At 74.2% G+C, this 14078-nt stretch carries 14 protein-coding genes; 3 read left to right on the top strand and 11 right to left on the bottom strand.

The genetic code is table 11. From position 1 onward, the window contains the following. Positions 1–491: 491 nt before the first annotated feature. The 3 genes from ACIOFR_RS21345 to ACIOFR_RS21355 form a co-directional block, all read right to left on the bottom strand. On the bottom strand, positions 492–1553 hold the full coding sequence (locus ACIOFR_RS21345) for an ABC transporter substrate-binding protein (protein ID WP_400999526.1): 1062 nt from the start codon (positions 1551–1553) through the stop codon (positions 492–494). A gap of 99 nt (positions 1554–1652) precedes the next feature. Next, positions 1653–2519, bottom strand: a complete 867-nt coding sequence (locus tag ACIOFR_RS21350; RefSeq protein ID WP_400999528.1) for an ABC transporter permease — start codon at positions 2517–2519, stop codon at positions 1653–1655. Then, positions 2509–3330 (bottom strand): ABC transporter ATP-binding protein, encoded by an 822-nt coding sequence (locus ACIOFR_RS21355; RefSeq protein WP_400999530.1) that lies wholly within the window; start codon positions 3328–3330, stop codon positions 2509–2511. The genes ACIOFR_RS21350 and ACIOFR_RS21355 overlap by 11 nt, the downstream gene beginning before the upstream one ends. Before the next feature lie 311 nt (positions 3331–3641). On the opposite strand from ACIOFR_RS21355, the gene ACIOFR_RS21360 reads away from it, so the two are divergent. Next, positions 3642–5285: an ATP-binding protein gene (locus ACIOFR_RS21360; RefSeq protein ID WP_400999532.1), complete on the top strand. Its 1644-nt coding sequence runs from the start codon at positions 3642–3644 to the stop codon at positions 5283–5285. Next, positions 5282–5971 (top strand): response regulator, encoded by a 690-nt coding sequence (locus tag ACIOFR_RS21365; protein WP_400999534.1) that lies wholly within the window; start codon positions 5282–5284, stop codon positions 5969–5971. The genes ACIOFR_RS21360 and ACIOFR_RS21365 overlap by 4 nt, the downstream gene beginning before the upstream one ends. Before the next feature lie 29 nt (positions 5972–6000). Here the strand turns inward: ACIOFR_RS21365 and ACIOFR_RS21370 are convergent, their stop codons facing one another. Then, positions 6001–7098, bottom strand: a complete 1098-nt coding sequence (locus tag ACIOFR_RS21370; protein ID WP_400999536.1) for a glutamate--cysteine ligase — start codon at positions 7096–7098, stop codon at positions 6001–6003. Positions 7099–7386: 288 nt separating this feature from the next. On the opposite strand from ACIOFR_RS21370, the gene ACIOFR_RS21375 reads away from it, so the two are divergent. Continuing rightward, a complete protein-coding gene (locus ACIOFR_RS21375; RefSeq protein ID WP_400999538.1) occupies positions 7387–7806 on the top strand; it encodes a hypothetical protein in 420 nt (139 codons plus the stop codon). A gap of 369 nt (positions 7807–8175) precedes the next feature. On the opposite strand, the gene ACIOFR_RS21380 is transcribed toward ACIOFR_RS21375, so the two are convergent. The 7 genes from ACIOFR_RS21380 to ACIOFR_RS21410 all read right to left on the bottom strand — a co-directional run bounded on the left by ACIOFR_RS21380 (position 8176) and on the right by ACIOFR_RS21410 (position 14072). Next, on the bottom strand, positions 8176–8496 hold the full coding sequence (locus ACIOFR_RS21380; RefSeq protein WP_400999540.1) for a hypothetical protein: 321 nt from the start codon (positions 8494–8496) through the stop codon (positions 8176–8178). Beyond that, a complete protein-coding gene (locus ACIOFR_RS21385; protein ID WP_400999542.1) occupies positions 8489–9517 on the bottom strand; it encodes a cation diffusion facilitator family transporter in 1029 nt (342 codons plus the stop codon). The genes ACIOFR_RS21380 and ACIOFR_RS21385 overlap by 8 nt, the downstream gene beginning before the upstream one ends. Positions 9518–9610: 93 nt before the next feature. Further along, the gene (locus tag ACIOFR_RS21390) at positions 9611–9796 is read right to left on the bottom strand and encodes a CsbD family protein (protein ID WP_400999544.1); all 186 of its coding nucleotides are present in this window, start codon (positions 9794–9796) and stop codon (positions 9611–9613) included. 51 nt (positions 9797–9847) lie between these two features. Beyond that, on the bottom strand, positions 9848–10207 hold the full coding sequence (locus ACIOFR_RS21395; protein ID WP_400999546.1) for a PRC-barrel domain containing protein: 360 nt from the start codon (positions 10205–10207) through the stop codon (positions 9848–9850). 168 nt (positions 10208–10375) lie between these two features. Beyond that, entirely contained in the window at positions 10376–11539 is a 1164-nt protein-coding gene (locus tag ACIOFR_RS21400; protein ID WP_400999548.1) for an LLM class flavin-dependent oxidoreductase, read from the bottom strand. Then, positions 11536–12690 carry an LLM class flavin-dependent oxidoreductase gene (locus ACIOFR_RS21405; RefSeq protein ID WP_400999550.1) on the bottom strand — a complete coding sequence of 385 codons (1155 nt, stop codon included), beginning with the start codon at positions 12688–12690 and terminating at the stop codon, positions 11536–11538. The genes ACIOFR_RS21400 and ACIOFR_RS21405 overlap by 4 nt, the downstream gene beginning before the upstream one ends. Then, complete coding sequence (locus ACIOFR_RS21410; protein ID WP_400999552.1) at positions 12687–14072, bottom strand: NtaA/DmoA family FMN-dependent monooxygenase; 1386 nt, start codon at positions 14070–14072, stop codon at positions 12687–12689. Before ACIOFR_RS21410 ends, ACIOFR_RS21405 begins: the two co-directional genes overlap by 4 nt. Positions 14073–14078: the final 6 nt, after the last annotated feature.

A 14078-nucleotide genomic window follows, 5' to 3' on the forward strand; every position in this document is an offset into this window, starting at 1 on the left:
TCACGGAACGTCATGCGGATCCTCTCGGTCACCCCGGGCACGGGGCACACGGAACCAGACCCCGGACAAGGGGCCTGTCGGTCAGGGAGCGCAGCTTCGTCGTCACCACCCGATCCACGGACCGGGGTGCTCGCTGCACTGGTTTCGAAGCTACGGAACCCCGACCGGCACATCAAGGAATCCCACGAACTCCCAGCTCAGGCCCCGGTTACCGGCCGTACCCGGCACCCGGCGCCGCCACGGTTGAGCCGATCCCGCCCCACCGACCCACCCGAACGTGGCGCCGGTCACCCCGAAACCCCTGTGAGCCCCCGCACACCGTCGACCCAGCGTCACCACCACCCGACCGTCCGCCCAACAACCGGACCACCCACCCACCCCACCGGGTGGCCCGCACCACACCCACCACCCACCGCCACCCCCCGACCACCCACCGCTGAAGGCCGGAGCCTCCGGGGCTCCGGCCTTCAGCGGCTGACACCCGACCGGGGTCAGCCGGTGGCGGCCTTGCCGACGAACTCGCTGGTGTAGGTCCGGGCGAGGTCGATGGTGCCCTCCTTGCCCTTCACGTCCGGATGGAAGGCGCCGAGCACGGCCAGCACGGTCCTCGGGCCCTCCGCGGGCATCACCCCGTCCGTGGTGAACATCGGCAGGGTGGCCTTGATCGCCTCGGCGTACTGGTCGGCGCCGCCCTGCGCGTAGTCGGCCGGCATCTGGGCGGCGATCTCCGCGGGCGAGTGGGTGGACATCCACTTGAGGGTCTTCACCAGGGCGTTGGCCAGCTTCTGGGTGGTGTCCTTGTTCTTCTCGACCCACTCGGTGTTCATGTACAGCGAGGAGGACGGGTAGAGACCGCCGAGCGCAGCCCGCGAGCCCTCCGGGGTGCGCATGTCGTACAGCACGGTGCCGATCTGCTTGGAGAGGATGGTCGCCACCGTGGGGTCGGTGGTCATCCCGGCGTCGATGCTGCCCTGCTGCATGGCGGCGATGAAGGTCTGGCCCGCGCCGACCGCGATCGGGCTGAACTCGCTGACCGGGACGCCGTTCTTGACCGCCAGGTACTTGGTCAGGAAGTCGGTGGAGGAACCGATGCTGGTGACACCCAGCTTCTTGCCCTTGAAGTCGGCGCCGGTCCGGATGGCGGCGGCCTGCTTGGCGGAGACCACCTCCACCTCGCCCGGGGCCTGCGAGAACTGCACCACCGACTCGACGTTCTTGCCCTTGGCCTGGAGGTCGATCGTGTGGTCGTAGAAGCCGACCGCGCCCTGGACGTCCCCGGCGAGCAGGGCGGTGGTGGCGTTGACGCCGGCCGGCTCGCTCAGCAGTTCCACGTTGACACCGGCCTCGGCGAAGAAGCCGAGCCGCTGGGTGAGCATCGCGGGCAGGTAGATGACCTTGTCGAGCCCGCCGACCATGATCTTGACGGTCGGCCCGTCGACCGCACGGCCCGCCGGGGCGGCGCCGCCGTGCGCGGTGGAGGAGGCGTCGTTGGCACAGGCGGTGAGCGGGAGGAGCAGCGCGGCGGCTACGGCGGCTGCGAGGGTTCTGCGCATGGGGGTGGCCTTTCCGGGCGGGTGGGGTTCCCGGGGACGGGGTTCCCGGCGGGTGGGTTCCGAGGGGGTGGTCGGGGGTTCCGAGCGGGTGGTCGGGGTTCAGCGGCCGTCGCCGGCGGCGGCCGGCTTCCAGCGGAAGAGCCGTTTCTCGGCGAGGGTGAGCAGGCCTTCGGTGAGCAGGGCGACCACGGCGAGGATGGTCATCGCGGCGTAGACCCCGGCGGCGTTGAAGGTGCCCTGGGCCGCGGCGACCAGCAGGCCGAGGCCCTTGGTGGCGCCGATGTACTCGCCGACGATGGCGCCGATCAGGGCGAAGCCGAAGCTGACGTGCAGGCTGGTGAAGATCCAGGTGGTCGCGGCGGGAATGACCACCTGGAGGGTGACCCTGCGGTTGTCCGCGCCGAGGATCCGGGCGTTGGCGACCAGGTTGCGGTCCACCTCGCGGGCGCCCTGGAAGGCGTTGAAGAAGACCGGGAAGAACACCAGGACGACGGCGGAGGCCACCTTGGAGGCCGGGCCGAGGCCGAACCAGATCAGGAAGATCGGCGCCAGCACGATCCGCGGGATGGCGTTGAGCACCTTGATGTACGGGCCGAACACGTCGGCCAGGAAGCGGATCCGACCCAGCGCGATGCCCAGCAGGACACCGGCGGTGACGCCGATGACCCAGCCGGTGAGCGCCTCGTAGAGGGTGTAGCCGATCTGCTCGCCGAGCGAGCCCTGCGCGGTGCCGTGGGTGGTCCACTGCCAGATCTGCGCCCAGATCCGTGACGGCTGGGAGAAGTTGAACGGGTCCACGACCTCGGTGCGGGCGGCCAGCTCCCACAGGCCGAGGAAGGCCACCAGGACGGCGGCCCGGGCCCCGAGGACCCCGATCCTCCTCCTGCGGGCGGCGAGCCGGCGGGCCTCGGTGCGTCCGGCCGGAGCGGGGGCGGCGACTGCGGGTACGGCGGTCTCAAGCGGCACGACCCGCTCCTCTCTCACGGGTGATCCGGACCTCTTCGCCGAGCGAGCCCCAGATCTCGCGGTAGAGCTCGACGAAACGGGGTTCCAGGCGGACGGCCTCGACCGTGCGCGGTCGCGGCAGGTCGACGGTGAAGATCTCCTTGACGGTGGCCGGCCCGGCCGTCATCACCACGACCCGGTCGGCGAGGGCGATGGCCTCGTCCAGGTCGTGGGTGACGAAGACGACCGAGGAGCCGGTGCCGGCCCACAGCTCCAGCAGCTGGTCCGACATCAGCGCCCGGGTCTGGACGTCGAGCGCCGAGAAGGGCTCGTCCATCAGCAGGATCCGGGGGTCGTTGACGAAGGTCTGGGCGAGGGCGACGCGCTTGCGCATGCCGCCGGAGAGCTGGTGCGGGTAGCGGTCCTCGAACGCTCCCAGGCCGACCCGGGCCAGCCAGTCACGGGCCCGCTCCCGGGCCTCGGCGGCGGGGACCCCGCGGAAGCGCGGTCCGGCCATCACGTTCGAGAGCACGGTGCGCCACGGGAAGACGGCGTCCTGCTGGAAGACGAAGCCGACGTGCCGGTTGATCCCGGCCACCGCCTCGCCGTGCACCCGCACCTCGCCCTCGGTGGGCTCCTCCAGGCCGCTGACCAGGGTCAGTGTGGTGGACTTGCCGCAGCCGGTGGGGCCGACCACGGCGACGAACTCGCCCGGGGCCACGGTCAGGTCGAGATCCCGTACGGCGGTGTGCAGGTCACCCGACGGGGTCCTGAACCGCTTGGTCGCACCGGCCAACTCGATCGCCGGGGCCGTCTTGTCCGGCACGCTCATGTGCACCACCACCTCTGCCCGCCCGGCGTCGTCGCCGGGGTCCGTTCCGTGCTCCGGAGGTTAGGAGCGGCGGGCGGCGGGGCGGCAGCCTTGTCGGCGTAGTGCGGCTTGCGCGCGTTGAGGGCTGTTCTGCTCGTTTTGCTTCCGCTACAACAGCGGGGGCGGTGACAGAAACACGGCGGAAACATAGGGTGACCGTCCACCCCGGGTCACCGTCCACAGCCCGGGTGGCCGTACGGACCCTGGTGACCGTACGGACCCGGGTGGCCGTCCGCCCCGCCGGGCGAGCAGGAACAGGAAGGAGTCCCGCGATGAGGCGACCGCACTGGCCCCGTCGGGTCTTCGCCCAGCTGCTGCTGAGCCAGACCGTGGTGACCGTGGGGGTGACCGCGGTGACCGCTGGGCTCTTCCTGGCGCCCGTCAGCCGCGAGCTGGACCGGGACGCGATGCAGCGCGCGCTGTCCATCGCCCAGGCGACCGCCACGGACGAGGTCCTCGCCCGGGCGGCGGCGGCCCGGGACACCGCCACCGCGCAGCGCAACGCCGAGCAGATCCGGCTGGCGACCGGCGCCAGCTTCGTGGTGGTCACCGACCTGGACGGGATCCGGCTGTCGCACACCGACCCGGCGAAGATCGGCTTCCGGGTCAGCACCGACCCCGGGCCGGCCCTGAAGGGACGCAGCGTGACCGCGATCGAGCTGGGCACGCTCGGCCGGACGGCGCGCGGCAAGGTGCCGCTCCGGCTGGCGGACGGCCGGATCGTCGGCGAGGTCTCGGTGGGGATCAGCGACGACTCGATCCGGCACCGGCTGCTCGGCATGGCGACGGGCATCCTGCTGTGCGCCGGCGCGGGCCTGGCCGCCGGCACGGTGGCGACCCTGGTGCTGGCCCGGCGGCTGAAGCGGCGGACGCACAACATCGCGGTGGCCGACATCTCCGCGCTGCTGGTGGAGCGGGAGGCGATGCTGCACGGCATCCGGGAGGGCATGGTCGCGCTCGACGCCCGGGGCCGGATCCGGCTGGCGAACGACGAGGCGGTGCGGCTGCTGGCGCTGCCCGAGGACAGCACCGGCCGACCGATCGAGCAGGCGCTGCCGGCCGGCCGGCTGACGGAGATCCTGGCCGGCCGGATCGCGGGGACGGACCTGCCGGCCGTCCGGGACGACCGGGTGCTGGTGGTCAACCGGATGGCGACCGCCGACGGCGGAGCGGTGGTGACCCTCCGGGACCGAACAGAACTGGAGTCACTGGTGCGGGAGTTGGACACCACCCGGAGCCTGACCGAGGCCCTGCGCGCACAGGACCACGAGCACGCCAACCGGATGCACACCCTGCTCGGCCTGCTGGAGCTCGGCCGCCACGAGCAGGCCGCGGAGTTCATCTCCGAGCAGTCCGGCTCGCACGCGGCCGTCGCCGCCGCGATCGCCGGGCAGGTGCAGGACCCGCACGTCGCCGCGCTGCTGGCGGGCAAGGCGGCGGTGGCGGCCGAGCGCGGCGTCCGGCTGCTGATCGCCGCCGACACCCATCTGCCGGACGCGGCGGTGGATCCGCGCGCGCTGGTCACCGTGGTCGGCAACCTGGTCGACAACGCGCTGGACGCGCTCGGCGGCGGCGAGGTCGAGGTGGGGCTGCGGGCGAGCGGCGGCACGCTGCTGATCGAGGTCGCCGACAGCGGGCCGGGCGTTCCGCCCGAGCTGCGGGAGAGGATCTTCGAGGAGGGCTGGAGCAGCAAGACGGCCCCGGCGCACCGTCCGCGCGGGCTCGGCCTGGCGCTGGTCCGCCGCCTGGTGGAGCGGGCCGGCGGACGGATCACCGTCGACCGCGGCCCGCTCGGTGGCGCCCGGTTCAGCGTCGAGCTGCCCGAGGCCCTGCACCCTGACCGCCCCCTCGCGGACCGCCATCTTGCGGACCGCCCCCTCGCGGACCGTCCCCTCGCCCGGCTGGAGGCATCGTGATCGACGTGCTGGTGGTGGACGACGACTTCCGGGTCGCCGAGGTGCACGCCGCGTACGTGGCCAAGGTCCCCGGCTTCCGGGTGACCGGCACGGCGCACAGCGCCGCCGAGGCGCTGGCCGCCCTGGAGCGCCGCCCGGTGGACCTCCTGCTGCTGGACCACCACCTGCCGGACGAGACCGGGCTCGCACTGGTCCGCCGGATGCGGGCGGCCGGCATCGGCTGCGACGTGATGATGGTGACGGCCGCCCGGGACGTCTCCACCGTGCACGCGGCCATGCAGCACGGCGCCCTGCAGTACCTGGTCAAGCCGTTCGCGTTCGCCGGACTGCGGGAGAAGCTGGTCTCGTACGCACAGCTGCGGCACGCGCTCGCCGGGCCGGCCGCGCGGGAGGCCGGGCAGGACGAGGTGGACCGGCTGTTCGCCACCATGCGCAGCGCCGCCTCCCCCGTCGCGCACCTGCCCAAGGGGCACTCGGCGCCCACGACGGACCTGGTCCTGGGCGCCCTGCGGCGGGCGGGACGCCCGCTGTCCGCGCAGGAGGTCGCGGACGAGACCGGGCTGAGCCGCTCGACCGCGCAGCGCTGCCTCAAGCAGCTGGAGCGCGACAGCCGGCTGCGGCTCAGCCTGCGGTACGGGGACACCGGCCGGCCCGAGCACCGGTACGTGCTGCCCGGCCGGCGCTGACCGCGGTACGGCGGGCCGGGCCCGCGCCGTCAGCCCGCGACGGCGCAGTCCAGCAGGTGCTTGGTCAGGCCCTCCCGGCCGGACTCGCGGAACCAGCGGCGCTGGCGGTCGGCGCCGGTGCCGGCGGCGGTGAAGTCCCGCCAGAGCCGGTCCACGGCGCGGGTGTCACCGGTGAGGTCCAACCCGGGTGCGAGGTACTCCCGGAGCTCCTCCAGCACGGCGCCGGCGGGGCGGGCGACTCCGTCGCGGGCGGAGACCAGGGTGGTGGCGAGACCGTCGTGGGCGGCGTGCCAGACGGCGGCCCGCAGGAGCTCCTCGGGCGGTTCCGGGCGCGGGTCGCCACGGCGCTCGGCCAGCACGGCGGAGGCGACCAGGCCCCGGATCACCCCGGCGACCAGCTCGGCGTCGGCCACCGTCAGCTGGACGTCGGCGGCGCGCACCTCGACGGTGGGGTACCGCTCGGAGAGCCTGGCCATCCAGTAGAGCCGGCCGGCGTCGCGGATCACCCCGGTGTCCAGCAGGGCGCGGACCCGGTGCCGGTAGTCGGCGGCGTCCCGGAAGGACGGCGGAGGGCCGCTGACCGGCCAGCGGTCGAAGTGGATGGTGCGCCAGCTGGCGAACTCGGTGTCGGCACCGGACCACAGCGGGGAGTTCCCCGTCATCGCGACCAGTACCGGCAGCCAGGGGCGGATCCGATCGAGCGCGGCGACCCGTTCGTCCTCGTCCTCGACGCCGACGTGGACGTGCATGCCGTTCAGCATCAGGTCGTCGACCAGTTGCGGGGCCTGGGCGCGGGCGGTGCGGTAACGGTCCTGGTCGGTGACCGGGACCGGGCCGTCGGCGGCGAACGGCGCGCCACCGACCGCGACGATCCGGCAGCCCCACTGGGCGGCGGACGCGTTCAGGGCGGCCCGCATCCGGCGCAGGTGCCGGGCGGCGGCCGCCAGGTCGTGGCAGACGGGGGTGGCGACCTCCAGCTGGACCTGCAGCAGTTCGTGCTGGGCCTCGCTCGGCAGCAGCGCGGGGCGCAGGTCGGCGGCGAGCAGGACCTCCTCGGCGCGCGGAACCGGCGCGCCGGTGCCCGGATCGACCAGCAGGTACTCTTCCTCGACTCCGAAGGTCAACATGGGGCTGCGACTACCCCTGCTCCGGCCGGTGAATCGTCCGGTGCCCCGGTTGGGGCAGCACCGCCCCCGGGCCGTCGGTCGTCGTCAGGCCCGGGAGCCGGCTGCCGAGGCCGGAACCCGGGGGGGTGGGGATTCGGCCTCACCACCTCGTGTGACCGCTGCGGGCCGGTTCAAACAGCCCGGTGCCCACGGGTTTGCCGGGACGTTCCCGGGCAAGGCGAGCAGCGGCGGCGCCGGGTGACCGCGCCGCGCCCGAGTCCCTTCCGCACCGACCGGAGGCTGGTAGCGATGAAGCCCGAAGACGACGACCGGCACAGCGGCCCCGAGGCGGGCGCCACCGCCGCGCACCCGGGGCTCGGCACCCCCGTACCGGACGACCCGGAGCTGCTGCTCGGGGACGCCCTGGCCGCCCAGGACCTGCTGGGCATCGGCCGGCCGCAGCCCACCGCCGACGGCCCCTCGCTGCTGGAGCGGGCCCGTGGTTCGGTCGAGCGGGTCACGACCGCGGCGGTCCACGCCGGTGACGCGGGCCTGAACCGGGTCCGGCAGGCGGCGGAACGGGCCGGGGCCGGGCAGCCGCCGACCGGGGACGTCGACGACGGCCGGGAGACGTTCCGGCCGTCCGCCCGCCCGCGACCGTACCTGCTCGCCGCGGGGCTGGCGGCCGGTGCGCTGGTCACCTGGGCCGTCCTGCGGCGCCGGCGCTGAACCGCGGCCACCGCACCAGCAGTTCGACCTGAGGAGAGGCACCGTGAACCGTCCCACCGACCCCGTCCCGCCGACGCCGACGCCCGCTCCCGGCCCGGGAGGGCCCGAACCCGGGCCGCTGCCCGGTCCGGTGCCGACCCCGGGCGGCCCCGATCCGGTGCCGCCCGGCCCCGGACCCTCCGAGCCCGACCCGTGGCCGCCCGCGCCGCAGCCCCCGTTGCCCGGCCCCGAGCCTGCGATGACGGCCGGCGGCGCCCGGCCCTGAGGCCCGGGCCCGGTCCGCACGCCTGGACGGCGGCGCCCGACGCACTCCCGCGTCGGGCGCCGCCGTTCACGTCCCGCCCCTCGGAGCGCGTCCGGGCCCGGGGCTCAGGGCGGGGTGTCGCTGTGGCCGCACACCCAGGCCAGCGCGTCGTGCACGCCCTGGATGTACTCGCGGCCCACCGACGGGCGGGTGGTGGCCTCCAGCTGGACGAGCGAGGCGTCCACCTCGGCGGTGAGGGCCTCCAGGCTGGGCACGTCACCGGCCGCGGCGCCGGTCAGCGGTGCCGAGTGCGCCCGGCCCAGCGCCCAGCGGTAGGCCGCCAGGGCTCCCCGGCGCCGGGCGCCGTCCTCGGTGTCCCGGATCCGGTCGTGCGCCCGGGCCACGTCCGCGGCGGCGCGGACCCCGCTCCGCGCTCCGTCACGCATCACCGTGCCGCTCCTCCTCGTGGGCCGGGCCGACGACCGCGTCCGACCAGGGCGGGGTGGGGTCGATGAAGATCTGGCGGACGGTGGGGAACCGTGCGCGGATGCGTCGCTCCGCCCGCTCGCAGGCGGCCTCGACGGCCGCCGAGCCGTGCGCGTCGTGGAAGTCGACGCGGGCCGCGAGCAGGACCTCGCGCGGGCCGAGCACCATGGTGAACAGGGTCATCACCCGGGCCGTCTCCGGCAGCGCCCGCAGTTCGTCGCGCAGCGCCTCCCGCATCGCGGGCGGCACCGCCTCGCCGATCAGCAGGGACTTGTTGGCCCGGGTCAGCACCACCGAGACGGCCACCAGCAGCACCCCGATGACCACCGAGGCGAGCCCGTCCCAGACGGCGGAGCCGCTCAGCTGGGAGCCGGCCAGGCCGGCCGCCGCGACGGTCAGGCCGATCAGCGCGGCGGTGTCCTCCAGGGCGACCGCCTTGACGGTGGTGTCGGGGGTGATCCGCAGCAGCCGCAGCGCCGACACCCGGCGGCGGGCCGCCTCCGAGCGGACCTGCCGGGCCGCCTGCCGCCACGAGATCCCCTCGCACAGCGCGGCCAGCGCCAGCACCGCGTACGACAGCGCGTAGTGGCCCGGCTCCTCACCGCCGGTGATCTCCTGGAGGCCGTGCACGATCGAGACCAGCGCGCCGGCCAGGAAGGTGGCCAGTGCGGCGAGGAAGGCCCAGAAGTACGCCTCGTGGCCGTAGCCGAAGGGGTGTTCCTCGTCCGCCGGCCGGTCGGCCCGGCGCAGCGCCGTCAGCAGCAACAGCTCGGTGACGGTGTCGGCGACCGAGTGGGCCGCCTCGGAGAGCATCGCGGCCGAGCCTCCCAGCAGGCCGACGAAGAACTTCGCGACGGCGATCACCAGGTTGGCGGCGGTGGCGACGAGCACCGTCCGGGTGCTCTCGGACTCGCCCTGGACGGCCTCGCGGGACGCGATGTCGGGCACCTGGTCCGGGCCCGCGGCCTGCTGGGGGTTCATGCGGCTCGCCTGCCCCGGCGGCCGGGCGGCAAACGGGGGCCGGGGCCGGCTCGCGGTGCGAGTCGGCCCCGGCCCCGGGGTGGGTGGCGGGGGTCAGTGCCCCAGGACGTCCTTGGCGGCGTCCTTGACCTTCTCCCCGGCCTGCTTGGCGTCGCCCTTGACCTGGTCGGCCCGGCCCTCGGCCTCCAGACGCTCGTTGCCGACGGCGCGGCCGGCGGTCTCCTTGGCCTTGCCCTTGATCTTGTCTGCGGTGTTCGCGGCCTTGTCGGTCGTGCCCATGGGATCCTCCAGGTTCGGTGTCGTTCGGCGGGTGCGGTCGGCTCCGGTGGTTCACCGGACCGGCGGGTACCCGCCGAAGTAGTAGCCGCCGACCAGGTTGAAGTAGTCGGGGTCCTCGGTGTGGGTCTCCGGCTGGAACTCCGGTGAGTCCTTGATCTGGTCCTTGGTCCGGTCGACCCAGACCTTCTGCGCCTCGGTGTCGATCCGGGTGACGGTGCCCGCCGGGAGCAGGACCTGTCGTCCGAAGATCCATGCCCCGGTGTCGACCACCACGTACGAGGAGTCGACCTCGGCCGAGTGCCGGTCGACCTTGCCGATGTGCCCGTCGGTGGCCTCGACCCGGTAGCCCACCAGGTCGACGCCGTCGAAACGGCCGGCCGTCTCGTGGTAGTTCCAGACCTGCGCGCTCATCCGGTCATCCTTTCGTCGTCCGTCGGGGTGAGGGGTGGGACCACCGGCCGGCTTCCGCCGCCGCGGGCCGGTCCCGGCGGCCTCACGCACCGCGCCTGCCCCGATGTCCGGATCTCACACCACCCGGCTGCGGGTTCTCTCCGGCGGACCGCCTGCGGTCGGTGCCGGTCAGCCGCGCCGCCAGGCCTCGGCGAGCAGATCGAAGGAGCGGACCCGGTCCCGGTGGTCGTGGGTGATCGTGGTGACCAGCAGCTCGTCGGCTCCGGTGGCCTCCCGCAGCACCTCCAGCCGCTCGACGACGGTCCCCGCGGATCCGGCGAACTGGGTCGTGGTCCGGTCCTCGACCAAGGCGCGCTGGCCGTCCGTCCACGGGTGGGCGGCGGCCTCCTCGGGGCTGGGGAAGGGGATCGCACCCTGCCCGGAGCGGATGCTGTGCACCCACAGCCCGTACGGCGAGGCGAGGTGCCGGGCCGTCTCGTCGTCCTCCGCCACCACGACGTCGGCGGAGACCAGCACGTACGGTTCGGCCAGCCGCGCGGACGGCCGGAAGGCCTTGCGGTAGGCGTCCACGGCCTCCACCACGGTCGCGGGGCTGACGTGGTAGTTCGCGGCGAACGGCAGACCGAGCGCACCCGCCGCCCCGGCGCTGACCCCGGCGCTGCTGCCCAGCACCCACACCTCCAGGTCCGCCCCCTCGCCGGGGACGGCGTGCGCCTCGATCCCCTCCGGGGTGCGGTGGTCGCCGCGCAGCAGGGCGAGGATCGTGTCCAACTGCTCGCCGTACTCCACCGGTTCGGCGCCCGGGAACTGGACCAGACCGGTGTAGCGGGCGAACAGCGGCGAGCCGATCAGGCTGCTGAAGTCGTACGGCGCCGGGACGAGCAGGCCCTCGGGGGTGTACCGGGGCCCGGTCGGGCGGGTCACGGGTGCGGGCGCCGGTGCGGACGTCGGTGCGGACGTCGTGCCGGCGGCTCCGGGCCGGGGCGCCCGGAAGCCGGAACGGCCGAGGCCCAGATCGATCCGGCCCGGGTGCAGGGCGTCCAGCACGCCGAACTCCTCGACCACCGACAGCGCGGTGCGGTGGCCCAGTTGGACGGCGCCTGCACCGACCCGGATGTGCTCGGTGGCCGCTGCCACCAGCTGGATGAGCAGGGCCGGGGCCACCCCGGCGACGCCGGTGGTCAGGTGGTGCTCGGCCAGCCAGTACCGGCGGTAGCCGGCGGCCTCGGCCCGCTGCGCCAGATCGACGGTGTTGCGCAGGGCCTGGCCGGCGGTGGAGCCCGAGCTGATCGGGGCCAGGTCGAGGACGGAGAGGGGGACGCGGCCGGTCATCCGGTGAGCCCCCCGTCGAACGCGGTGCCGCCCGTCGCGGAGACGGCAGCGGAAGCGGAAGCGGAAGCAGGCGCGGAGTCGGCCTCGGTCGGGGCCACTCCCATGGGCTCCCAGGGCCACGGCGGGTCGGGGATGTCCCGGCGCAGCACCGGGGCGACCTCCGCCTGGAACAGCTCCAGCGAGGCCCGGTGGTCGGCGTCCTCCAGCCCGCCGGCCTCGGCCTGGAGGTGCAGCACGGTGTGGCCGAACTGCTCGTGGTAGCGGTGGACCTTCTCGATGATCTGCTGCGGGCTGCCGATCAGCGCGGAGCTGCGCTCGACGAAGTCCTCCAGGGTGGGGAAGACCGGTTCCAGCCCCGCCCGCCGGTGGAAGGCGAGGTAGCCCTCGAAGACCGGCCGGTACGCGGCCACCGCCCGTTGCGAGGTGCGGGCGGTGTGGAAGCCGGCCGACCCGGCGCCGACGGTGGCGAGCGCCGGGTCGTGGCCGTAGTGCTCCCAGCGCTCCCGGTAGTGGCGGACGAGCTCGGCGTACGGCTCGATCGGGTTGGTGACGTTGGCGGAGAACAGCGGGTCGCCGTAGCGGGCGGCGAGGTCGACCGACTCCCTGCTGGTCGCGCTGCCGTGCCAGACCCGGATCGGCTGCTGGAGCGGACGCGGCCACACCTCGGCGTCGGTGAGTTCCGGGCGGAACCGGGCCTTCGCGGTGACCCGGTCCTGGCGCCAGATCTGCCGGAACAGCTCGTAGCTCTCGGCGTTGCGGTCCCACTGGTCCTCGGGGCTGACCTGGAAGAGCTCGCGCTGCGCGGTGCCGTTGCCCTTGCCGATGATCAGGTCGAGGCGGCCGCCGGCGAGGTGGTCCAGGGTGGCGTAGTCCTCGGCGGCGCGCACCGGGTCGAGCAGGCTGAGCGTGGTGACCGCCGTGAACAGCCGGATCCGGGAGGTCAGGGCGGCGATGTGGCTGAGCACCACCGGCGGTGAGGAGGAGATGAAGGGGCGTTCGTGGCGCTCGCCCACGCCGAAGCCGTCGAAGCCGAGCTGCTCTGCCAGTACGGCGTTGTCGATCACCTCCCGGAAGCGCTCGGTGGTGGGCTTGCGGATGCCCGTGACGGGGTGGGGGGCGTGCACGATCAGGGTGATGGCGAGGAACTTCACAGCGTTGCCCCTTCCGGGGTCCTGGTGGCGAGGGTCGCGGACGGGCGGGCCAGGCCGAGGTGGTCGCGGAGCGTGCTGCCCCGGTACTCGCGCCGGAAGGCGCCGCGTTCCTGGAGCAGGGGGACGACGGTGTCGGCGAACTCGTCGAGCCCGCCGGGGGTGAGGTGCGGCACGAGGATGAAGCCGTCGCCGGCGTCGGCCTGGACGAAGGTGTCGATGGCGTCCGCGACGGTGGCCGGGGAGCCGACGAAGGTCTGCCGGCCGCTGGTGCGGATGACCAGCTCGCGGATCGACAGCCCTTCGGCCTCGGCCAGTTGGCGCCACTCCTTGGCGGTGGCCACCGGGTCCCGGACCATCCGGACGCTGGCCCGGCCGCGGGCGACGGTGTGTTCGCCCGGGTCGGGGTCGATCGCGGGGAGCGGGCCGTCGGGGTCGTACCCGGAGAGGTCGCGGTTCCAGACCTGCTCCAGGGTCTTGATCGCGGTCTGTCCGCTGACCTGGCTGAGCCGTACCTCGTGCGCCCGCTCGCGGGCCTCGGCGTCGGTGTCGCCGAGCACGAAGGTGGCCGCGGGGAGGATCAGCAGGTCGTGCGGGGTGCGGCCGTGCCGGGCGAGGCGGCCCTTGACGTCGGTGTAGAAGGCCCGGCCCGCGTCGAAGGTGCTGTGCCGGCTGAAGATGGCGTCGGCGGTGGCCGCGGCGAACTCGCGGCCCTCCTCGGAGTCGCCGGCCTGGAAGATCACGGGCCGGCCCTGGGGCCCGCGCGGGACGTTGAACCGGCCCGCGATGTCGAAGTGCCGGTCGCGGTGGCGGAAACGGCCGGCCTCCGGGTCCGGCAGGAACACCCCGGACTCCTGGTCGGCGACGATCTCGTCGTCGTGCCAGGAGTCGAACAACTCCCCTGCGGTGCGCAGGAACCGCTCGGCCCGGGTGTAGCGGTCCGGCTCGGCGAGGAAGCCGCCGCGCCGGAAGTTCTCGCCGGTGAAGGCGTCCCAGGAGGTGACCACGTTCCAGGCGGCGCGGCCGGCCGAGAGGTGGTCGAGGGAGGCGAACTGCCGGGCCACCTCGTAGGGCTCGTTGAAGGTGGAGTTGATGGTGCCGGCCAGCCCGATCCGGTCGGTCACCGCGGCCAGCGCGGCGAGCACGGTGAAGGTGTCGGGGCGGCCGACCACGTCCAGGTCGTGGATCAGGCCGCCCTGCTCGCGCAGGCGCAGCCCCTCGGCGAGGAACAGGAAGTCGAACTTGGCGCGTTCGGCGGTGCGGGCGAAGTGGGCGAAGGAGTCGAACTCGATGTGGCTGCCGGCCTGCGGGTCGCTCCAGACGGTGGTGTTGTTGACGCCGGGGAAGTGCGCGGCGAGGTGGATCTGCTTGCGGGGCCCGGTCATGGTGGT

The organism is Kitasatospora sp. NPDC088346, assembly GCF_044740765.1.
In the GTDB taxonomy this organism is placed as follows: Bacteria; Actinomycetota; Actinomycetes; order Streptomycetales; family Streptomycetaceae; genus Kitasatospora.